Origin of the sequence: Paenibacillus sp. JZ16 (assembly GCF_015326965.1) — a bacterium.
Taxonomy (GTDB): Bacteria; Bacillota; Bacilli; order Paenibacillales; family Paenibacillaceae; genus Paenibacillus_AQ.
Genome location: NZ_CP017659.1, coordinates 572,639 through 595,025 on the forward strand (window position 1 = coordinate 572,639; position 22,387 = coordinate 595,025).

Below are 22,387 nucleotides of genomic sequence, written 5' to 3' on the forward strand. Positions count from 1 at the left end.
TATTTACGATTAATGAACATCTAGCATGAAAAATAAATACTCTTAAGCATTCCTTTAACCTACGCTTTCCTTTCGATGACCAACCATAATCATTCGCGGTGAATGCCTCTTATCATAATGTTGTCCATCATAATTTCCGTAAATTATATCCAATGTAAGACCGACTTTTTTCAGCATATCTTCCAATTTCTCTGGACCATATAGCTTGACGCGTTCCGAATATCGACGAGTAAGATGGTTAGATCCTTGAACTACAATTTCCTTCATAACGAAACCGCTTAAAATGCGGCGGGTTTCCGAGATGAGGTTTCCCTCCTCTACCCGCTCCGAAAAAGGAACCAGGTGATCTGTTGTGTATTCTGCGTTCATATAATCGATAATGAACCGCCCTCCCGGTTTCAATGCCTTATGGATTTGCCGTAACACCGTTAACTGCTCGCTGTCCTCTTCAAAATAACCAAATGAGGTAAATAAATTGACAACGGCATCAAATCGCTCCTTAAACATCTTACTTTCTGGTAAAGCCCGCATATCGCATTCAACCCAATTTACAAGTTCATTAGGGTCGGAGGCCCTAGCTTCCTGGAGCAGCTCCGAGGAAAGATCCACACCTGTTACGCGATAGCCTGCACGTGCAAGTGACATTGCATGTCTCCCCATACCACAACATAGGTCGAGGATTTTACCTTGAGATGGAAGCTTCAGCCACTCCATCATTCTAAATACTTCTTTTTCAGCCTGGCGTCTATCCCTATGACGGTAGATTAGCAAATAATCCTTGCCGAAACTCTCTTCGTACCATTTATGTAACGTCTTTTCCATTTATTCACTCTCCCTTGAGATATCAAAGTCACTTGTCATCCATACAAGGCCCCTTTATTCAGGCTAAACAAGATATCAGTTTCATTAATTGTAATAATTACGATTAATTATCGAAAAAAGAATCGAGAAGACCTCGATTAATCGTAATATTTACAATTAAAGTCTACTTGCAATTTTATAATATGTCAACACTTCCCCCCTCATGAACACGTAGGGATTAAAAAAGCCTCCAAGCAGACATTCACATTGTCTGCCCGGAGGCATTAGTATACAAACAGTTTGCTATAAGTCATTCTTCTTAATCGTGAGGACCCTCAAGTTCTCCTTCAAGCTCCAAAAAACGATCCCGTAACATGTTCAATTCTTCCTCTGTCGCCTTCCAATAGTTCCGTTGATGACTTTCAAGCAGCGTTTCCAACATACCAGAGTAGGCCCAGCTGTTATTTTCAGACATTTGCTTGCTGCGTTGTTCGTTGGCCACATATTCATGATGAACCGCTGAGAAAATCCAGGAGTCTACTTGGTTGGTCGTCGCTGCAAGCCCCAACAAGTTTTCTACTCGGTCTGCTGCTTTCTGGGCTCCATGATAATCATGCTTTAGCAAACCGTCTATCCATTTGGGATTGAGCAGACGGGTTCGTACTCCACGATGGACAGAGTTTCTTACTTCTTCAGTTAAGATTTGCTCCCGCGTGGTATCGCTAATATATATTTCCGCCTTGACGCCTTTGGTGATTTCTACCGATTTCGCCAAGCCTCCAAAAAACTCATAATAATGATCCAGATCGGTAATTTCATGTTCATGGTTGCTCCGAATCTGTGAAACAATATCAACGGCAGCCAAGTTCGCCGCATACAAATCATACATATCCTTGCCCCTGTAATCGGAGCTGTACACATGCTTCAGGCTGTTCATGAAAGCTGCGCCCAATTGGTCTTCTTCTTCCCACTGCTTGGTCTCGATCAGCTTTGTTACCGAGGCTCCATATTCTCCTGCGGCAGGCCCGTATATGCGGGCACATGCCAAGTCCCAAGCCTCGTCATGCTCTGCCCCGGCGCTGCGTAACTGCTGATACAACCTCTCCGAATGCTTTTTGAACCGGTTTTGATCAACCGGCTCCTCCAGCTCAGAAATTTCTTTAAAGAGACGGTGAAGCGTTGATAGCTGGTCCGGGAACATGTCGCGGAAAAATCCACAGATATGGACCAGGACATTCAGTCGCGGCCTCTTCAGCTCTGATAGCGGAATAATTTCATATTCCACCTGCTTATGGTGATCCTGGTCCTTAACTCTAACGCCTAGATAAGCCAGAATCTGCCCCAACGTCTCCCCTTGTGTCCGGGACGTTTCCAAGCCCCACATAACCAGCGCGGATGTTTCCGGATATGACTTTTGCGCTGCATCATACAAATTCAAGGTGTTCTCCGCAATCCTCCAACCACTCGCAAGAGCTGCACGGCTTGGTATGGACCTTGGGTCAAACTGTACCAGATTGTTTCCGGACGGCAGAACCTCCGGATTCCGAAAGCAGTCGCCTGCAAGACTAACCGGTATATATTTACCGTCCATGGCCCTAAGAAGATTCGTAAGCTCCAGATCTGCCTTCGTAGACTGATAAGCCTTTAAGCCGAGCTCCCAAATGTTCTGCCATTGTGATTGTTGATCGGCTGATCCTTGCGGAGGTTCAGGAACTTCCCGGGTTTGAACAAAGGTTAACACAGCTTTCTCCACATACTCATCCAGCGTTCGCAGCCTGCGGATATCCTGGGCTTCCAGCAGCTCATCATAATCCCAGCCCATCGAACGCGCATATAATCTCTGCAGCGATCCGTAGGTTCCCCGTTCATGGCCAAAAATCATGCTCATATGCTGCGCCGCCTGCTCATGTGTATACCCCTCGCCTAATATATGCAGGCCATCAGGAATCATGGATCTTCGGATTCGGTACAGCTCGGATTCCAGCGATTCAAGACTAGAGGATTCAAGAAAAAGCGCAGCTGCCTGCTCCTGCAACATCTCCCACAGATCAGGAAGTCGTGCAGGATTCAGCTGTTCCGCTTCCCGATACTGATGCAGCAGTGTTTCCAGGCCGGCGTATTCTCCGTATAACCCGGATACTGTGAATGGAGGGGATTGGTATCCTATCAAGGTAGCATGGGATCTTCGCTTCGCAATCATGGCTTCGGAGGGGTTGCCGACATAATACGCGTAAAAATGCGGAATATCCCGAATCAATGCATCAGGTAAACAATCCCCCGACATGCCGCTTTCTTTGCCTTCCAAAAATTCAAGCGTACCATGGGTTCCCACATGCAAGATCGCATCAGCCTTGAACTCATCACGAAGGTATTGGTAAAAAGCCAAATACTGATGGTGCGGAAGGAGACTTTTATCATGGTAAGCTGCCTCCGGATGCTCATGTACACCCCTGCTAGGCTGGATACCGATGAACAAGTTGCCGATCCGAAGGCCGGGAATTTTGAAATCGCCGTCCTCGGTCGTCATGATGTCGCCTGGCACTTCGCCCCACTGCTGAACAAGCTCTCTTTTCCGCTTATTCAAGACCTGATTGCTCTGCTCATACGATGTATTTTTATAAGTCGGAAGATGATCGGGCCAGTTGTCGTTGGACCACACTGCGGAATTTATGGTTCCATCCTGTATAAAACGCTCTTTTAATTCGAAACCAGAGTATGTCTCGGTATCATAACCATGCGCCTTCATCGCCGTGAGGATGCGGGATATCGATTCGAAGGTATCCAGAAAGGAGGCCTGGAACAGATGTCCTTCCCCTGGAGGGTAGTTATAGCCGATAATGGCGATTCGCTTCTCGGATTGCTTCTTGGATCGGAGATTCAGGTACCGCTTTACACGACCGACCACCCGCTGCGCTCGATCTTCGATCATACGGAGCTCTTTGGCATCAAACCGCATGTCCTCGTCATATCCAAGGCTGGATAACGCGGCAACCGGATGCGTCTCAATGCTCCCGTCGAGCTCAGGCAGCATCATTTGAACCAGAAATTCGGAAGGCGTCAAGCCTTGTCTGGAGCTTTCCCACTCCTGCCGTTCCCGGCGCGTCAGGAAAAACGGATGGAACATCGGAGCGTCCACTTCTTTTAGTAACGCCAGGATTTCATCGCTCTTTCCCCCCGTAGGTCCGGCACCCAGGCGGAACGGAACAAAGTTTACGATCAAGTCTACCTTGCCTCCATGAACGCCCCCATGCATCAGCAAGGTTCGCAGCCGATTCGGTTCAACATCCGACAAAGAAGTGAATACGACAGGAAGAACATTGGCAAACTCTCGAATGCTCTGCATCATGCTGCTGACGATATCTCCGGTGTGGAGCGGGTAGCTGTGACCCATAAAAAGTATGGCAACTGTTGGATCATCCTCACGGGCCGGCATGGACGCCCGAAAGGCCTCCAAGGATTCAAATGACTGCGGGTTAGAGGGATCATAGATGCTCAGCGACTTCAGGGCAAAGGGCGGCTCGACCGGCGGCCAATCCGTTTCCTTTCCGAAGCAGGTGGCAATGTAGCCAAGCATATGGTGTAAATTGGGAACCCCTGCATTTCTCCAATATGCGACCAAGGTCCGGTGATGCCTGAGATTATCTTGCTGCTCGGTCGATATTGAAGATGTAGAAGGATGTCCACTTGAGGTTGTTGACGGATGTCCACGATGGCCTGCGCCGGCAAGATCGTGATACCTCAATGAACCCAGCCTATATAAATCCTTAAGCCGCTCCCCTTCCCCTCCTACAATCACTTGCTCCGCTTTAAGACCGATACAAAGGTCATGAATACGGGAAACGGTCCGGGCAGGGCTGCCGTGCGGATCGTGGATGATAAAATCCGCTTGATTTACGGCTGTCTCGAGCCAGCTCCACTGTGCCTCCGACAAGGTTCCTTCTATATTAAATACAGATAATGAAAGGCGACTGCGCAAAGATGCATCCCACTTCTTCTTATATATGAACGATAAATCCTTCATGGCCGCATGGGATGTCGTTAAGACCGTGATCTTCATTCTGTTTTCCTCCTCCTATCCAAGAACGATAGAATCATGCTTGATTAGGGTTATCTAACCCAATATGGTTCGAACCGTGCCAGTAAATCCATCTTCGTTCAAGTGTTCGAGTACTCGATACTCAGCACCCAATGCTTCAGCCAATTCTTTAGAGCGTCCCAATTTAACAAAGCCCTGCTCCGTATCAATGACCAGACAGGAGATCCCGGCAAGCCGGATCCAGCTTGCGGCCTCCAGGCATTCATTCCAAATGTCCGAATAAACCGACAATCCTGAAGGACTTTGGTTCGCTCGGCCATCCGTAACGAATATCAACGTCGGTATCGTATCATGATTTCTTCGTTTCTCCGCTTGAAGCACCTTATAGGCCAGGTTAAGCCCGGCTGCCAGAGGCGTCCTTCCTCCAGTCGGAATATCGCGGAGATGCTTTGACGCTGTATCGATGCTGCGTGTAACCGGAAGCACAAGCTCAGCCTCGTCCCGTCTGAACGCGATCATGCCAATTCGGTCTCGCTTCACATAAGAATCCCGGAGCAGATGAAGGATGCCTCCTTTGACCGCTGTCATGCGCTTTCGGGCCAGCATCGAACCGCTGGCATCAACCACAAACAATAACGTAGACCCAACGCGATTCTCTCTTTTCTTGAGACGCAAATCATCGAGTTCAATGGCAAACGCGACGCCGTCCTTTTTGGTACGGATCAACTGATAGGGAGCCGCTGCGCGGATCGTAGCATCAAAAGCCACATCGGTTCGCTGCTTCCTGTTCGGGTATACAGCCCCTACCGATCTGCCTCTCTTCTGAACCGAACGCAGATCATGTCGCTTTCCCGAGCCCTCATATTCTAACTTACGCTTCATGTTCAACTTCAAGGGCTCGATTGGATACGCCTCGTCAGGAAACAGCACCTGATCATCCATTCGATCACTGGATACATTCTGAGGATCATTAGGATCCTCCACAACCGGCATTTCTGTTCTGCTTTGTTTGAAGGCGTCTTTCGCCTCATTCGTATTGGTCCTCCCATCCCCGTGATCGGGATGCTCTGCAGGGGAGTGGGAAGAATTCGTTTGATCGGGTGATGGATTCGTCTGATCGCCTGCATCCGGTTCAAGTGGATGACTCCCAGGGGCGTGGGGGTTCTCGAATGCAATTCGCATTCGATGAGGAAGAACATACTCGGCGATCTCTCGGATATCCTCCATGGTTACTTTGGTGCGCCCATCCCAGGCGGCTGCCGCTTTAGCCCCTTCAACAAGAGAGAGCTCGGCACGGGCGCTCGCAATCCCCGCTTCATATGCGATTGAGGAGGCTAGCTGAATCATTTCAGCGCTTACCTGTATGTGAGGAATCAATTGTCCTGCCGCTTGGATTTGCAACCGGAGTGCATCTTCCTGACGCTGATATCGGCTACGGAAGGCATAGGGGTCCTGCTCGAATTGTAATCTTCGGCGTATGACCTCGGCTCGATCCTTGTGATCTATCAACTCGGTCAACGTTACGCAGAATCCAAAGTGATCCAGCAGTGAAGGCGAAAGAACGCCGTCTCCCAAATCCATTGCCGCAAGCAGCATAAATCGGCTTTCTCGAATTTCTGATATCCCTTCTCGCTGCAGATAAACCCAGCCGCTCGAGCGTGTATTGACAATCTCTCTGATGAGCACTTCGGGCACTAGATTCATATGATCGGCCAGCAGCAGTTGACCATCGGCAATTTCTAACAAACCCGGGGAACGTACGAGCCTGCCGCGGTCGATGGCGGCCGTCATATCGAATGAGCCGAGAAGCCGATCCGCTGTGATGTTGACAGGTACGGATATTTTCAGACGGTCAGGGATCATCGAAGAAACTGCATGCAGCAGATGACTTTTACCTGATCCTCTAGAACCATGAATAAGAACTCCGCCAATCGCAGGATTCACAGCATATAGCAGAAGCGCCCGCTTCGCTTTCTCTTGTCCAACGATTCCGCTGAATGGATATACTGAAAGCTGCTCCATTTCCCCCACCTTCATCATGCCTGTACCATTGCTGTTGAACGCAGTAACGCATGTAATCGCTGTTCGATACCGCCGGACTCTTCAAACGGCTGCCGTCTCATCCGATGAGGCAAGACCAGGTATGCGGCTTCCTGCATATGTTCATGGCTAATTGAATCTTGGCCCCGCCATGCTGCCAGGGTGAGCGCTGTTTTGATCAGGGTAATGTCGGATCGATGCCCCTCAACTTCCAGCGCAATTCCGATTTTTGCTGCCAGCTCCAGCATGTCGTCTGTAACGTCAATCTGATCCAATCGCTCCCTTGCCTGAAGGATCTGATTCAGAACGCGCTCCTGTTCGGCCTCATAATGCGCTGAAAATGATGCAGGGTCACGCTCAAAATCCATACGTCTGCGGATGACAAGGGCACGCTCGCGAACATCCTTCTCTCCGCCGATGTCGACCGACAGCGCGAAACGGTCCAGTAGCTGCGGCCGCAGGTCACCTTCTTCCGGGTTCATCGTCCCCACCAACAGAAATCGCGACGGATGAGAATAGGATATCCCTTCTCGCTCTACCGTGTTGATTCCCATTGCAGCCGCATCCAGCAATACATCGACAATATGATCGTCCAACAGATTGATCTCATCGATATATAAAATATGACCATGTGCCGCTGCCAGCAGACCCGGTTCGAATTTCTTCTCTCCTGTCTTGATTGCGTGCTCAATATCGAGAGCACCAACGACGCGGTCTTCCGTTGCACTTACAGGCAAGTTAATGACTTTTAGATCAGGCATGAGCCCAGCCAATGCCCGTACAGCTGTAGATTTTGCCGTTCCTTTCTCACCTCGGATCAAAACCCCCCAAGCTTCGGATTTACGACGTTCAAAATGAGCGCCAGTTTCATTCTCGATTGACCTACAATGGCTGTAAATGGATATTGCTGCTCTACGTCTTTCAAACATCACAACTCCTTATGGCTTCATTAATCCCGATACTCGGGCCGTGACACGTTGGCGAAAGGTCCTGTGTCTCAATCCGATTCATGCCTTTTTCCTCCTTAACAGATACAGGAAAAAGGGCGCTCCCAGCACACCCATGATGATTCCGACCGGTAGCTCCATCGGGGAGAACATAATTCTTGCCAGCGTGTCGCAAATCGTCAGAACGGCAGCCCCTAACAGCGCTGTGGAAGGAATCAGAAACCGGTAATCCCCTCCGACAAGCAGCCGGGCGACGTGCGGTATGATCAGCCCGACGAATCCCAGAAGGCCTGCGATGCTGACGGCACTGGCTGCAAGCAGCGTTGCGATCGCAGTTATCCATAATCGGGAAAGTTCCACCCGTATCCCTAAACTCCGAGCCGTGGCATCTCCGAGCATCATAATGTTCATTTGCTTGGAGAAGAGCATCGAGAGAGCTAGACCGATTAAAGAGTATGGGAGGATGGTCGATAGGTCGGGCCAGCTTTTAGCTGCAAGTCCGCCTACCATAAAGAGCAAGGCCCCTTGCACCCTGTCGCTGTAAAAGGTAAGCATTGCTGATATCCCGGATCCCAAAAAGGCGGAGACTGCCACACCTGCAAGGACAATTCTGAGCGGGTTTACTCCGTCTTTCCAAGACAGCAGATAGATGATGAATGCGGCAAGCGTCGCTCCGATGAATGCGGCAGGCGTCAACAGATAATCATATTGCGGCATAACGACAAGCAGGAAAATTCCGAACAGCCCGGCCCCGCTAGAGACCCCAATTATATGGGGATCTGCCAGCGGATTCCGCATAATTCCTTGCAGCAAAGCTCCTGAAACGGCAAGGTTCGCTCCAACAAGCATTGCAACAAGCGTTCGTGGCAGTCGGATATTCCAGATAATCTCCCGGTTCACTCCGGGCAGATCATGTTGCAATACGGCCGCAGCAATATCTCGAAGCGGAACCATAACAGCGCCGGTGGCTATGCTAAAAAGGGAAGCTGCTATCGCTAAAACCATGAATATGATGATCACGGACACAGAGCGAATGGATTTATTCGGCATCACCGAAGATCTCCGGATACACCAGCTTGGCTAAATACTTCAGCGATTCATCATAGTGAAGGCCTGGATTCGTGAGGAATAAATCGGATGGTACGACAATCACTCGCTGTTCTTTGACAGCTCCTATAGAAGCCCATGCAGGATTGCTCTCGAGTTCCTCCTTAATTTTCTTATCCCCCACAGCCTTTTGTCCGTGGATGATCATAAAGATATAATCCGGATTCTGCTTCGCAAGCGTCTCCATGCTGTAAGGGGACGTGGTTGGACTGTCAGGCGATGATGCTAGAGTCTCTGCCATGTTGCTCAGGCCAAGCATTTTGGCTATCTCCAGTCCTGTTGTTCCGTCCTTCTGAATGGAAATTCCACCGGGGGTGACGTTTAGATTGATAAAGGTACGATGATCTCCCGGCAATTGCTGCAGAACTTCATTCACCCGGTCATCTAATGTCTTCAGCTTTTCCTGCAGCTGTTCTTCCGTCCCGGCAATCTTCGCCATCCATTCCGCCTTTGACTTCATATCCTCGTAGCTGGACATGCTCATTAGCGCCACGTCAATGCCACTGCTCTCCAGCGACTTTACAAGCTCCTTATGAAAACGTGCTTGCCCGATGACCAGATCCGGTTTTAAAGCCACCACCTGCTCCAAGCTAATCTGACTTACGGTTCCGACAGACGCTACCGCTTCTGCTTCTTCAGGGATCGAAACGCCCAGGGCTTCCATCCGCCCTACCGCTTGTCCTCCCACAGCATACAGCAGCTCAAGGAATTCGGGTGACAGCACGACGATTCGTTCCGGACGCTGTTCGAGCGTAATCGTACGATTCGTCGCGTCTTGGAAAGTGATATAAGCTTCGTTGACTGCTGGGGGCTCGGTTTCTGTTTCCGATGACTTCAGTTCTTTTTGGTCATGAGCTTCTGTCTCCTGGCTGCCTGAAGTTTCGGTTCCATTGCACGCTGACGCAACAAGTGCGAATACGACGATAATACAGATCGTCAAGATGTAATGTGTTTTTTTCTTGCTTAATTGCAAAGACATGGACTCGTTCTCCCCTTATGACTAAATCCTTTGATTTAGCAGCTAGTAACGACATTCTATGTAGAATGTAATTTTTACGATTATAGAAGATGCTTATTTGCTTACCGTATTAATGCAGAATTCTTTGGCATAATGATTCATTAAAGTACAGAATCTCCGATTGTGCCGAATAAAAAAGGAGGACAGATCATAGCGGTTCCTGGATGGCTCGTAAGTAACAAGCAAACGGTGTTTCATTCGCTCCATTGCGAACTCGATAAATGACTTTGCCTGCACCGAGGAGATGAAGGTGACATACGCATAGAGCGAGTGGTCTTCCGGCTCATCCAAGAGGCTGACTCCCGCGCAGGAATACTCTGTCTGTATCCCTGCTCGTTTGAAATATATATACGCAGGAAGAAGTTCTGCGTCAAGTTCTATGTTACCTAACCAGACTGTCTGCTTTTCCCGCATTCGCTGCTTGGACAGCTTCGCCCATTTCCCCAATTCCATCTCCCGGCGGTTCCACTGATCTTTGCTATGCGTACTTATCACTCGTTCTGCTTCTTGATCGAAGATCCTAACCCTGTCCGCCATCTCTGTCCTCCCTGTCGGCCATGATGCTTGCTCAGTCATTCCATTCCGGTCTAGCGGGAGCATGTGTTTCTAATGAACTTTCACAATCCGTGCAGTAACCGAAAATATCAATTTTGTATTTCAGTGATCGAAACTGCTGGGGCTTGGGTAACTCCATCTCCTCTGGATCAAAGCTCATCGGAATGGTTTGTTTACAATCCATGCATATAAAATAAAGCTGCGGCTGAACATGATCGATTATGCGATACCGCAATTCATTATCCAACACGAAAATCTCAACGATCCGCAATTGCCTAAAAAGCTCAAGATTCCGATATACTGTACCGTAACTCAATCCATGAAAGGTTTTCTCCATGGCTTGGTATATCTCTATGGCTGAGAATGGACGGTTTAATCCTAAAATCAGATCAACAAGGAATCTTCGCTGCGTTGTAATTCGCACGCCATGCTCAACCAGGTAGTCAATCATTTTATCGAGCTGCATGCCAGGATTCAACCTGATCACCTGCCTGCTACTATCATGATATGATTTATGTTAGACAACTTTAGTACACAGCCCACGATCCTATACCCAGATGTTGCGTCTTACCAACTGGACTTTTTCACGCCTGGAATTTGTCCTTTGTGGGCTAGCTCGCGAAAGACGATCCGTGACACGCCAAACTTGCTAATATAGCCTCTTGGTCTGCCGCTAACCGCGCAGCGATTGTGAAGTCGTGTCGGGGAGGAGTCACGAGGAAGCTTCTGCAGTCCCTCATAGTCCCCTTTTTCTTTTAGCTCCCTGCGTTTTTCAGCATATTTGGCCACGACTTGCTGTCTTTTTCGTTCTTTAATGACTTTGGACTTTTTTGCCATCTAAAACAATCCTCCTCTATTCTTAAGATTTATTCATTTAAAGCAGCTTGCAAGGCTTGGAGATTTTGATGCATGATTGCAATGTAATCAAGTTCTTTTGCGATATCTTCCTCTGTCAAGCCTTCAATCGGATTCAGCACGGCTGTGGATGCTCCGATTTCAGTTGCGATCGTCTCTGCAACGTTTGAGGCGACGAGCGTTTCAAAAAATATAGTTTTTACATTGTTCTCCTTGGCAAATTCAATGATCTTCGCCATTTGCGAAGCCGACGGCTCTTGATCCGGAGACAACCCCGCGATCGGTACCTGGGTTAAACCATATTCATGGGCTAAATACCCGAAAGCAGCATGCTGGGTGATGAAGTCTTTTCTCTTGGAATCCTTCAATCCTTCGTTAAACTCCTGATCCAACGCCTCCAGCTTGCTTACGTAGGCATCTGCATTCGCTTTGTAGGCATCCTTATGCTCAGGATCTGCTTCCGCCAGGCCTTGTTCAATATTACGCACTTGCTGAATAGCAAGAGCAGGCGAAAGCCACACATGTGGGTCAAGTCCACCGTGATCATGATGATGCCCACCTTCTTCGCCATGATCATGGGCATGTTCATCTTCGTGGCTGTGTTCATCCTCTGCACCATGGTCATGGGCATGTTCATCTTCGTGGCTATGTGCACCCTCTGCCCCATGGTCGTGCGCATGTTCATCCTCGTGGCTATGTTCGCCCTCTGTGCCGTGGCCATGGGCATGCTCCTCTTCATGGCTGTGTTCGCCTTCTGCGCCATGGTCGTGGGCATGGGAATGCCCTTCGCCTTCCATGATCTCTATTCCTTGACTAGCCTCAATTACCTTTAGATCACGATCTTTGACGCTATCCAGTACCTGATCAATCCAACTCTCCATACCTGCACCGTTATACACAATCACGTCAGCATCAGCAATGCCTGCCATATCCTGCGGCGTAGGTTCCCAGTCATGCGGTTCAACCCCTGCCGGTACCAAATTCTCAACATCCGCCAAATCGCCGGCAACTTGGCGCGTAAATTCATACATCGGATAGAAGCTTGTTTTAATCTTTAATTTTGTTGCTGTCGATGTATCTGTTACTTGGCTATCTGTTGTATTCATGCTTCCATTGGATTCACTTGGCTTGGCAGAGCCGCAGCCCGCGACAGCCAATGCTGCGGATAATGAAAAAGCGGCAAAGATTCGTTTATAACTCTTAATCATGATTAATAACTCCTCTTACTTTCGGTTTGTTTATTTGTACAGCTCTTCGATTTCGCAATTGCAGCAGCTTCTGAATGAATACGGCTATGAGCAAGAACCCTAACAAAATGAGTGCAATCGTGCCACCGGGTGGCGAATTCAAATAGTAGGAGGCGGTTAACCCCGAGAAAACGCCAAACAATCCTGTAAGGACGGCTACTCCCATGGCAGCTAAAAATCCGGGAGCAATCCGGAGCGCTATCGAGGCTGGAAGTACAATAAGTGCCGATACTAGCAATACACCAACGATCGGCATGGAAGCAGCGACCGTCATGCCTGTGAACACGGCGAATGAAAACGATAGAATCGAAACCCGAGTTCCTGAAATTGCAGCAGTTTCCTCATCAAAGGCGAAGTTATACAGGGGCCGGCGTAAGGCAACAAAAAACACCAGCCCTAATGCGGTTACGATGGCAATCAGTCCTAGTTGTGTATCACTGACCGCAACGATGGATCCAAAAAGGTAGGAACTGAAGCTTTTGTTCAAATGCGCATTCAAACTCATCAGGACGACGGCCACTGCCAGTCCGGAGGTCATGATAATGGCTACCGGCACCTCGGTGTAGGTGCGGTATACCCTTCGAAGCTGTTCAATGACAAGAGCTCCGATAATGGCGATCACAAATCCGCTTATCGTCGGATTGAATTGCAGGAACGATCCTAATGCCACCCCTGCCAACGATACATGGGAGAGGGTGTCAGCCATAAGCACCTGCCGACGAAGCATTAAATATACGCCGAGGATCGGAGCGATTACACCGATCAGGCCTCCTGCCCAAAACGCGCGCTGCATGAATTCGTAACCGAGCATCGCCATCCCGTATCCTCCTTTCGTTCCAGATGGACGACCCGGTCCAGGTAAGGATCGATTTCCTCCAATGAATGGGTAACCATGATAACCGTTTTGCCTCTATGTTTCACATAGTGATCCAGCAGCTCGTATAACTCTTTACGGCTCGCTTCATCCATCCCGGTTGTTGGTTCATCAAGGATCAGCGCCTCCGGCTCCTGAGCCAATGCTCTGGCAATACAAACCCGTTGCTTCTGACCCCCTGACAATTCGCCAATCTTATGGTTGCGATATTCCCACATCCCCACTTCAATCAAGCTTTGCTTGACGGCCTCATGATCGCTGGCTGCAAACCGTTTGAACAACCCGAGACGATGATAACGGCCTGAACGAACGAGTTCGATGACTTTACTGGGGAAACCGGCGTTAAACGAAGCCACAAGTTGAGGAACATAACCAACCGTTATTGGTGATCCGTCCTCCGATACACGATTCATTTCAATCGTTCCGCTCCAAGGCTTGATCAAACCCAGCATCAATTTAAGCAAGGTCGATTTCGCTGCACCATTGGGGCCTGAAATAACGATAAATTGCCCGGTATGGATATCCAGTGACAGGTTCTCGATGACGGTTCGATCTCCGTATCCAAACACGACGTCGCGCATGGAGGACATAATCATTTCTATCTTCCTTCCTCATGACAGAACATTCAACACTGTCTTGCGTAATAATTACGATTAATGACGCTGCTTATATTAACGTGTCTCACGATGTAACGTATATCTTTTCAATCTAGGGCAATACTTGCGCATTTCCAAACGCTCTGGATGATTTTTCTTATTTTTGGTTGTCGTGTAATTGCGATCTCCCGTTTCGGTGCATGCCAATGTAACGATGACTCTCATATTTTGCATCCTCCTTATTAGTAATGTTTACGATTAGTAATACTACCCTCTATGTGTATCTTTTGTCAACCCATCTATCGGATTTATGACATCTATCAATGAGCAGCGACGGTTATTGGATTATACTCTTCAATAGCGTTCTGCATATGCTTCATCTGAAGAGGCATTCGCTCAATAATCGCTTTTCGTTTTGCTTTTAGTACAATTTGTTCAATATCAGCAAAGCTGCACCTTGCAAGCTGCTCGCAAGTTTCAGTGAGAATTGACGGATCATATTCAAATTCGCCAATGAGAATTTCAATGTATAACTTCCTTTGCTCCAGCTCAGGCACGGTATAGATTAACTTCGTATCGAATCGGCGCCATATAGCCTGATCCAGATCCTTTTCTAAATTGGTGGCCGCCATAATAATGCTCCGGTCTCCAAAGTCATCCAAGCATTGGAGCAACGTATTTACAGCACGCGCCATCTCCTTGACTTCATCGTTGTTATCTCGAGTCCGGGCAATGGCATCGAATTCATCCAGGAACAGAACACACGAAAATGTGTCGGCATAATCGAATATTTTACGGATATTGCTTCCGGTTTCCCCCAAATGACTGTGGATGATCGCGTCCAAGCGAACCAAGACAAGTGGAAGTTCAAGGACCTTAGCCATGTAAAAAGCCGTTAAGGTCTTTCCTGTTCCTGGAGGGCCGTACATGACAATCTTGTTTGGAACCGGCACGCCATGCTGTTCAAACTCCTCCCTCATCCCTAAAATTTCAACAAATTCATTCACAATTCTTTGATTGATTTCTGGCAAAAAGAGATGCTTTGCCTTTTTGGCACAGTCCTTGGGAGAATATAGGCTTGCCATGTCAATTCCCTTCGCACGAGGAAGACGCTGACTCGTATTACTTTTGCTCATCGATAGTTGTAGCTCCTTCAGTGTGTATATAGATGTATGTAACCCGGTTTAAGTAACCCATATAACCTCTTGGGCATCAATTTCTACCTGCTCCAGCACCTCTTCAAAATCATTGCTGGGATTAATAGACGAAACTGGAATCCATTCATTGCCGTTCGGCTTGGCATAGACTCTCCATGTACCTTTGTGGAAATGAAATTGCACTAGCTCGGTAGACATCCATTCCCGTCGATCCCAATCGGGTCTTTCTTCCGAAAGGATGACGGTATCTTCAAGAGTCCGATATGTTAGCCGAACAGACGCTCTAAGATCCGCAGGTACTTTCACGGCAATGTAACCCTCAAGAATTGCACAGATCCTTTTGTACGTAAATGGGTCCACGCTAAAATACCTCCTATTCCTCGGTTTATTCTTCTAGCGCGCTGTTCACGTAATTTTAAATCAATAGCCGCTCTATCAGCTATGCAATCCAAGGCAATGGATTCTCAAAGCGCGCCCAATTCAAGCTCATTTCCTCATCGGTAAGCAGACACTGATCCAACGCATCCTCAACATTCTCTCGATCCATGTCGATCCCGATCATCACCAACTCGGTTTGCCGATCTCCCCAATCGGTGTCCCATTTCGCCCGAACATCCGCCTCGGTTCGTAAAATCTCTTCTCTTTCGGCTGCAGGAAGAGCGGCAACCCAATATCCAGCTGGTCCAAACTGAATCGAGGGGCCGGCTTGGCTTAAGCTTGCCGCAACATCTCCATCGGCAGCCAACCACACCAGTCCTTTCGCACGCACTACCTGTTCAGGCCATTCCCCCATGAATTCAGCCAACCGGGAAGGATGAAAGGGCCTTCTGCGACGATACACGAAGGAGCTTATTCCATACTCTTCGGTCTCCGGGACATGCGTTTCTTTTTGCAATTCCTGGATCCATCCGGCTGACATGCTTACCCGTTCAAAATCAAACAATCCCGTATTTAAGATCTCAGACGGATCGACTTGCCCATTCCGGGTACGAATGATCTTGGCGCTCGGCTGCAGCTTCCGAAGGACAGCTTCCAGCTTGTTCAATTCCTCGTCATCCACGAGATCACATTTATTTAGCAGCAGTACATTGCAAGTTTCGATCTGATCGATAAGCAAATCCACGACATCACGATCATCTTCGCTTCCTGCGCCCTGATTGCGGTCCAGAAGGCTCTGACCGGATGCGAAATCCTGCCAGAATCGATTAGCGTCCACGACGGTGACCAAACAATCGAGTTTAGCCAGATTCGTTAAATCAATCCCTGTCTCTTCGTCGGCATATGTAAATGTCTGAGCGACCGGGATCGGTTCGCTGATGCCTGTGGATTCAATCAGAATGTAATCAAACCGTTGTTCATTGGCGAGTTTTTCAATTTCCTCCATTAAATCATCTCGCAGCGTGCAGCATATGCATCCGTTGGACATCTCGACCAGCTTCTCTTCCGTGCGGGATAAGGACGCCTCTCCCTTAACCAGCGCTGCATCAATGTTAATCTCGCTCATGTCATTTACAATGACAGCGACCTTCAGGCCTTGCCGGTTATTCAAAACGTGATTTAATACCGTTGTTTTTCCCGAACCTAGATACCCGCTGAGTACCGTTACGGGGATTTGTTGTTGTGTCATTGCATTCTTCTCCTTGTGACTTGATATTGGACTTAAAATGGACTAATCCATCTTATTCGTAATGATTACGATCTATGACAAACCTAATATAATTCCTTTTATTCAAAATGTCAAACGTCTATATTTCGATACATCACGTCCTTAGAATCACAAATTATCTTGGCTCCAAAAAAACCACAGCGAATAGACCAAAGATGATCATGGATCCCTGGTCTACCAGCCCTTGATTTTGCAAGCGTTGAGCAATACCTTATCCTTCGCGATGAACGATTGAATGGGGCAGGAAGATAGGCGTTCCCGCCACAGGATCCTTCAACACCGTAGCGTGTATTCCGAACACTTCCTGCAGCACAGCTTCAGTCAGCACTCGATCCGGCGTACCATCCCGTACAACCCGCCCATCCTTTAGAACAACCATTCGATCTGCGTATCTCGCCGCCTGATTCAAATCATGAAGCACAACAATAATCGTAGTCCCTCTCTCTTGATTCAGCCTTCTAACGAGCTCCAATATCTCCAACTGATGTCGAACATCCAGGAATGTCGTGGGCTCATCCAGCATTAACACGGGAGTCGACTGAGCGATCGCCATGGCAATCCACGCTCGCTGCCTTTCTCCCCCGAAAGGGAATCCAGCGGCCGCTGCTCGAAAGCTTGCATTCCGGTAACCTCAAGCGCCTCTTCGATTGCAGCATGATCCTGCTTTTTCAACATCCGCAGCGGACCTACGTGAGGATACCGTCCCTGTTCTACCAGCTCTCTGACCGTTATGGCCATCGGAACCTCCGGTGACTGAGGGAGTATCGCCATTTTCCTTGCCAAGGCCCTCGGAGATTCTTTTGCAATGGCATGCCCATCCAGATATACACACCCTTTCTGCGGCATAAGCAGCCGTGCCATGGTTTTAAGCAGCGTGGATTTGCCGGATCCGTTGGTGCCCAAGAGCGCGGTCACACCACCCGATAGGATATCCATGGACATCTCTTTGAGGATGGGTTTGTCGTTATATCGCAGCTCTATTTTCTGAGCTTCCAGCAAGGGTTTTTGGGATTGATCTTCTTTCATCTTCGTCTCTGTCTCCTTGTTCGTTGAAACATTTAATGTGATTTTCTTTTTTGCTTAATGAGATACAGAAAAAAAGGAGCCCCCATAAAGGCAGTAACTGCCCCTACCGGAAGGGAAACTTGCGAGCTTAAACCGAATACACGCAGCTCGAACGATACGGCCTGGGCAATGACATCGGCGCCGAGCAGCAGCAGACCTGTGACAACCGTACTGAAAGGGAATAATCTTCTTGCATCTTGGCCTACCAGTCTCCTTGCAATATGAGGGCCGATAAGACCGATAAATCCGATTGCGCCAACGGCTGCAACCGCTCCGGCGGTCAGCATTGCCGCCAGGATGAGCATCATCCATCTCATTCGACGAACTTGTACGCCCAGACTAGCTGCCGTAGACTGCCCCAATTGCAAGGCATTCGCAGCTCCTGCGCTAAGCAGACCCAGAGGAATGATGAGTAAAGCCCAAGGCCAAAGCATATCCCAATGTACCCATACCCGGCCATTAAGGGATCCGATCATCCATAACAAGATGCTGCCGACCGCTTCCGTATGCCTGAGCAGGATTAACGAGGTGCAGGATTGCAATACGCTGCCCGTCAGTATTCCGACTAATGCAAGCCTGGTGATATCCATTCCCTTACCCAAGCTTAATGCGTTTACAAAAAGCACAGTGCCGATGCCGCCCGTCCATGCAACCAAAGGAAGATATTTTGTCGCATCCCCTAACCCGTCAGCAAAAGTGATCCAAATGACGATCATCAACACCGAGCCTGCCGATACGCCGAGCAACCCCGGCTCTGCCAATGGGTTCCGGGTTATGGACTGAAGAATCGCTCCTGCCAGACCCAGCATGGCACCTGCTACAAGCGCAATCAAGGTCCTTGGCAGTCGAAGCTGCCATATGATTTGTCGATGGTGTGCCTCTTCATGCGCGTTTGCTAATGCACGCAGAATATGTTGCGGTGAAATAACCACTTTGCCAAATGCGACATGCATGACACACAGAATCAGGATAAGCAGCAAGGCTACCATGAGTCCGATCTTATATGTCATCTCATAGGGATTACGATTCCGGATCAGCTTGTTCATTCTGAAGACCGCCCCCCAAGCTTACGCAAAAACAATGCGATAATGACAGGTCCGCCGATTAGAGTCGTCCAAAGCCCGACAGGCACTTCCCTGGGCATAAATACGGTTCGTGCCAGGATATCGGCTGTTGTTAATAGTACGGCTCCGAGCATTGCCGAGAATGGAAGAACGAACTTTGCGTCATATTGCTGTGATAAGCTCCGTATAAGGTGAGGAGCGATCAAGGCAATATAGCCAATAGGTCCGCACTGGGATACAACCGCAGCCGTCATCGCGCAGCATACGATGAGCAGATAAATACGCACCCGCATGACATGAAGTCCCAGTCCTTCGGCAGTCTCGCTCCCCAAGCGCAGAACGTTCAAAGATCTGGCGAAGCTAAGGGAAAGGGGAATCGTAACGAGCGCCCAGGGCAAAAGATAACCGACATGAGTCCAATTGCGGTTCGCCAAATTTCCCATCAGGAACGTAAACAAGAGGCTTGCACTATTGGATGACCCCATCGTAATCACCCATACCACCAATCCGTTCATGATCGCAGTTACTGCAGCGCCGATAAGGATAATATGTATGCCTCCATTCCTTCCCCCAGCTGCCAAAATAACAACAGCCCCGCCTATAAGTCCTCCAATAAGGGCAAACCACGGCTGCATGACATAGGAAATGGGAACATGTAAAACCGTAATAAGGGCCATCATAAACGAAGCTCCCGAAGAAACACCTAACAACTCCGGACCTGCTAATGAATTTCGTAGTCCATCCTGCAAAAGAACGCCGCATAACCCCAGCATCGCTCCGGCAATGCATCCTAGTACGATTCGAGGGAGCCTGATCTCCAGAACGGACACCCTCTCAAGTTCGGTTCCCCCGTTTAAGAACAGCAGCTGCCGCAAGCCTGACCAGGATATTTCCGGGTAGCCGTACTTCATGCCTATCGCCATAGCAGCAGCCAGCATGATAAACAAGGCAAAAAAAAGGGGCGCACCCCCTATATTTGCTCTCTTGACTATGGTGGAATCGGTACTCTGCAATGCTATTCCACCGCTTTCTTATAAAGCTCGGGATACATGATGCTCATCGCTTCGTCTAATATGATGCCGAGCGAACGTGTTCCTCTGCCGCTCGCCCATACGGACGTGCGCATCTCATGAACCTGTCCATTCTTTACCGCGCTGAGTCTGGACCACAGCGGGTTCCTCTTGAATTGCTCGGATAATGGCTGTGCATCTGGGCTGAACGTGAAGGTCTCGACAAAAATATAATCCGGATCGTTCTCAAGCACCTTTTCCAACGAATAAGCCATCCCCCCTGCTTGATGGCCGCCATCTGCCTCGGGTGCGGGCCATGGGTATTGCGTCACTTCCGCCAGCACCGAGCCTACGAGTGACCCGGCCGTATCGATCCCGAAGTTTACATCGGACCCGTACATCACCAGCGCGGTTTTATCCTTCGGACTGTGTTCTTTGTAGTAGTTGAATTTATCCAGCAGGCGCTTCTCGGCCGCTTCGGCTTCTGCTACTTTTCCGGTCAGCTGGCCCATATGCTGTAAGAACTCGATCGATTCTAGCATACTTTTGGGCTGGACGATGTACAGCGGAGCAATGCCGGCTAAGCCTTCCCGTAAACCTTCATGGGTTCCTTCCAATCCGATGACAAGATCCGGCCCCGCTAACGAAATATCCTCCAAATTGGGTTCAAAGAAGCTTCCTCCGATTTGTCCAAGGCTTGCGGCTTCCTCACCATAAAATTCTGGTTCAGGCGCTAGTCCTCCTGCAGTTACCGCAGCGGGTTTCAATCCCAGCTCAACCAGGGCATCTACGCAGATCTCTGTTAAACACGCCACCTTCTCCACCGGCAGGTCAACGGATATCTCCGTGCCGGTTACATCCTTGAATGTCGCTTCGGAGTTTTTTCCTTCCTCATTTGACGCTGCCTCTTCAGCACTTGGCGTTGCTTTTTCAACATTTGGATCCGCTCTGTCCGTTGCATTTTCAGTCCCCGTTTCTTGAGGCGGGTCTTGGGGAACACTGCTGCAGCCAGAAATGAGTGCTGCAATTATCAAAAATATGATACCTAGTCGTTTGCGCATGGGTTACATCTCCTTTAATTCAGTGTAATTATTACGATTAATACAGATGAAGCTATGTACTCTGTACATTATCTTCTTCACTGGCCAAACTTCTCGAAGCCTTCCTATCACTGCGCCCATATGCAAAAACAATCATAATCAGCCCCAAGGCAGCACAGATCAAGTACATGGAGGAGTAAGATAGAACATCGGCGATCGGTCCCATAACGACACCGCCCAAAGATACACCGAGATCGGCCATTGCGATAAACAAGCCTATCAATACATTGCGGCTTTGTTGAGGCAATACAAAAGATAAATAGGTTGTTAGTGTCGGATACAGGAGTGCCTGCGCAATGCCCATAACTATGGCTCCTGCGTACAGAAATAGAGAACCCCATAGTTGAGAAATACTGATGCATAGGGAAGCGAGGGCAATGAGAAACATGATTCCCATGACAAACCACGAATGCCATCTGCCATCGGAAGGGATTCTTTTTCTTAGCGTGAAACGAGCAGCGACTACAACAGCGGCTTGGAGCATCAAATAGATGCCGGCATGGCCGCTCTCCAACTGAGAGCCGTAGAGCGGCATAAACGTGGTTACCGCTCCAAACACGATTGACGACGAGAGCATCAGTACACTGCATTTGAACATGAGTGGATTTTTTATGATCTGTCCAAAGGACTGAAATACCCCTGAATTCGTGGTGGGCGCATCGGAAGATCCCGATGCCGGGTCCATTTTGACTGCGTATCCGAAAAGACCAGTACTGATAGCAATCAGGATTAAGATGATCGATATGGAGTCCATCCCGTTCGTTTGCCAGAAACCTATAGCAAAAACAGGACCGATAATGCCCGGAATATATGAAAATAAAGAGTAAAAGGAGATGCCTTGAGAACGATCTTTCTCTGGCAAAGCGTCAATAATGCCAATCTGTAGGGCCATCGAAAAAAATGCTGTTGAAACACCTTGCAGTATTCGTGCAACCAAATACCCACTTAACCCGGTGAATGAATACAGTATTAAAGCAGCAGCGTTGACCAAGAGAATAATGCGAAGGATCCTAATTGGCCCGTACTTTTGGATCCATTGGCCGGCCCACGGCCGAAAAAACATAGTTGTAAACATGTAGGCGCCCATAATAATGCCGATCGTTGTGCCGCTTGCTCCCCATGCAGCTCCCTGGAGCGGTATGATGACGTTCAGAATGGCATTGGCGCTGAAATATAGCAGTGTGAGCAAGTATAAACGCAGAAATGGCCAAGACATCGCTCCACTCATCATTCAATCCTCCTGCGTTGA

At 48.7% G+C, this 22,387-nt stretch carries 22 protein-coding genes; all 22 read right to left on the minus strand.

What is annotated here, in order from left to right:
• Positions 1 to 54 precede the first annotated feature (54 nt).
• Positions 55 to 822, minus strand: a complete 768-nt coding sequence (locus tag BJP58_RS02515) for a class I SAM-dependent methyltransferase (protein ID WP_194542658.1) — start codon at positions 820 to 822, stop codon at positions 55 to 57.
• A 298-nt stretch (positions 823 to 1,120) separates the two neighbouring features.
• Positions 1,121 to 4,858: a cobaltochelatase subunit CobN gene (locus BJP58_RS02520; protein ID WP_194542659.1), complete on the minus strand. Its 3,738-nt coding sequence runs from the start codon at positions 4,856 to 4,858 to the stop codon at positions 1,121 to 1,123.
• A gap of 54 nt (positions 4,859 to 4,912) precedes the next feature.
• Positions 4,913 to 6,859: a VWA domain-containing protein gene (locus tag BJP58_RS02525; protein WP_233354879.1), complete on the minus strand. Its 1,947-nt coding sequence runs from the start codon at positions 6,857 to 6,859 to the stop codon at positions 4,913 to 4,915.
• A gap of 14 nt (positions 6,860 to 6,873) precedes the next feature.
• On the minus strand, positions 6,874 to 7,698 hold the full coding sequence (locus BJP58_RS02530) for a magnesium chelatase ATPase subunit I (protein ID WP_233354881.1): 825 nt from the start codon (positions 7,696 to 7,698) through the stop codon (positions 6,874 to 6,876).
• A gap of 186 nt (positions 7,699 to 7,884) precedes the next feature.
• The gene (locus tag BJP58_RS02535) at positions 7,885 to 8,829 is read right to left on the minus strand and encodes a FecCD family ABC transporter permease (RefSeq protein WP_233354888.1); all 945 of its coding nucleotides are present in this window, start codon (positions 8,827 to 8,829) and stop codon (positions 7,885 to 7,887) included.
• Between the two features lie 34 nt (positions 8,830 to 8,863).
• Positions 8,864 to 9,910 (minus strand): ABC transporter substrate-binding protein, encoded by a 1,047-nt coding sequence (locus tag BJP58_RS02540; RefSeq protein WP_194542662.1) that lies wholly within the window; start codon positions 9,908 to 9,910, stop codon positions 8,864 to 8,866.
• A 93-nt stretch (positions 9,911 to 10,003) separates the two neighbouring features.
• The gene (locus BJP58_RS02545) at positions 10,004 to 10,444 is read right to left on the minus strand and encodes a hypothetical protein (protein WP_233354890.1); all 441 of its coding nucleotides are present in this window, start codon (positions 10,442 to 10,444) and stop codon (positions 10,004 to 10,006) included.
• Positions 10,445 to 10,517: 73 nt separating this feature from the next.
• The gene (locus BJP58_RS02550; protein WP_194542664.1) at positions 10,518 to 10,970 is read right to left on the minus strand and encodes a Fur family transcriptional regulator; all 453 of its coding nucleotides are present in this window, start codon (positions 10,968 to 10,970) and stop codon (positions 10,518 to 10,520) included.
• Positions 10,971 to 11,071: 101 nt separating this feature from the next.
• Complete coding sequence (rpsN, locus tag BJP58_RS02555) at positions 11,072 to 11,341, minus strand: 30S ribosomal protein S14 (protein WP_113059885.1); 270 nt, start codon at positions 11,339 to 11,341, stop codon at positions 11,072 to 11,074.
• A 29-nt stretch (positions 11,342 to 11,370) separates the two neighbouring features.
• The gene (locus tag BJP58_RS02560) at positions 11,371 to 12,567 is read right to left on the minus strand and encodes a metal ABC transporter substrate-binding protein (RefSeq protein WP_194542665.1); all 1,197 of its coding nucleotides are present in this window, start codon (positions 12,565 to 12,567) and stop codon (positions 11,371 to 11,373) included.
• On the minus strand, positions 12,560 to 13,423 hold the full coding sequence (locus tag BJP58_RS02565; protein ID WP_194542666.1) for a metal ABC transporter permease: 864 nt from the start codon (positions 13,421 to 13,423) through the stop codon (positions 12,560 to 12,562). The genes BJP58_RS02560 and BJP58_RS02565 overlap by 8 nt, the downstream gene beginning before the upstream one ends.
• Positions 13,369 to 14,076 (minus strand): metal ABC transporter ATP-binding protein, encoded by a 708-nt coding sequence (locus BJP58_RS02570; protein WP_194542667.1) that lies wholly within the window; start codon positions 14,074 to 14,076, stop codon positions 13,369 to 13,371. The genes BJP58_RS02565 and BJP58_RS02570 overlap by 55 nt, the downstream gene beginning before the upstream one ends.
• A gap of 75 nt (positions 14,077 to 14,151) precedes the next feature.
• The gene (gene rpmG, locus BJP58_RS02575) at positions 14,152 to 14,301 is read right to left on the minus strand and encodes a 50S ribosomal protein L33 (RefSeq protein ID WP_007127873.1); all 150 of its coding nucleotides are present in this window, start codon (positions 14,299 to 14,301) and stop codon (positions 14,152 to 14,154) included.
• Between the two features lie 95 nt (positions 14,302 to 14,396).
• Positions 14,397 to 15,212: an AAA family ATPase gene (locus BJP58_RS02580; RefSeq protein WP_194542668.1), complete on the minus strand. Its 816-nt coding sequence runs from the start codon at positions 15,210 to 15,212 to the stop codon at positions 14,397 to 14,399.
• Between the two features lie 48 nt (positions 15,213 to 15,260).
• Positions 15,261 to 15,593: a DUF3024 domain-containing protein gene (locus BJP58_RS02585; protein WP_194542669.1), complete on the minus strand. Its 333-nt coding sequence runs from the start codon at positions 15,591 to 15,593 to the stop codon at positions 15,261 to 15,263.
• Positions 15,594 to 15,672: 79 nt separating this feature from the next.
• Positions 15,673 to 16,860: a GTP-binding protein gene (locus BJP58_RS02590; RefSeq protein ID WP_194542670.1), complete on the minus strand. Its 1,188-nt coding sequence runs from the start codon at positions 16,858 to 16,860 to the stop codon at positions 15,673 to 15,675.
• Between the two features lie 250 nt (positions 16,861 to 17,110).
• Positions 17,111 to 17,452: an ABC transporter ATP-binding protein gene (locus BJP58_RS33455; RefSeq protein WP_233354892.1), complete on the minus strand. Its 342-nt coding sequence runs from the start codon at positions 17,450 to 17,452 to the stop codon at positions 17,111 to 17,113.
• Positions 17,422 to 17,925, minus strand: a complete 504-nt coding sequence (locus tag BJP58_RS33460; protein ID WP_233354894.1) for an ABC transporter ATP-binding protein — start codon at positions 17,923 to 17,925, stop codon at positions 17,422 to 17,424. The genes BJP58_RS33455 and BJP58_RS33460 overlap by 31 nt, the downstream gene beginning before the upstream one ends.
• A gap of 32 nt (positions 17,926 to 17,957) precedes the next feature.
• Entirely contained in the window at positions 17,958 to 19,010 is a 1,053-nt protein-coding gene (locus BJP58_RS02600; RefSeq protein ID WP_194542671.1) for a FecCD family ABC transporter permease, read from the minus strand.
• On the minus strand, positions 19,007 to 19,966 hold the full coding sequence (locus BJP58_RS02605) for a FecCD family ABC transporter permease (protein WP_233354896.1): 960 nt from the start codon (positions 19,964 to 19,966) through the stop codon (positions 19,007 to 19,009). Before BJP58_RS02605 ends, BJP58_RS02600 begins: the two co-directional genes overlap by 4 nt.
• A gap of 77 nt (positions 19,967 to 20,043) precedes the next feature.
• Positions 20,044 to 21,099 (minus strand): ABC transporter substrate-binding protein, encoded by a 1,056-nt coding sequence (locus BJP58_RS02610; RefSeq protein ID WP_194542673.1) that lies wholly within the window; start codon positions 21,097 to 21,099, stop codon positions 20,044 to 20,046.
• Between the two features lie 52 nt (positions 21,100 to 21,151).
• Complete coding sequence (cntE, locus tag BJP58_RS02615; RefSeq protein ID WP_194544787.1) at positions 21,152 to 22,366, minus strand: staphylopine family metallophore export MFS transporter CntE; 1,215 nt, start codon at positions 22,364 to 22,366, stop codon at positions 21,152 to 21,154.
• Between the last annotated feature and the right edge of the window lie 21 nt (positions 22,367 to 22,387).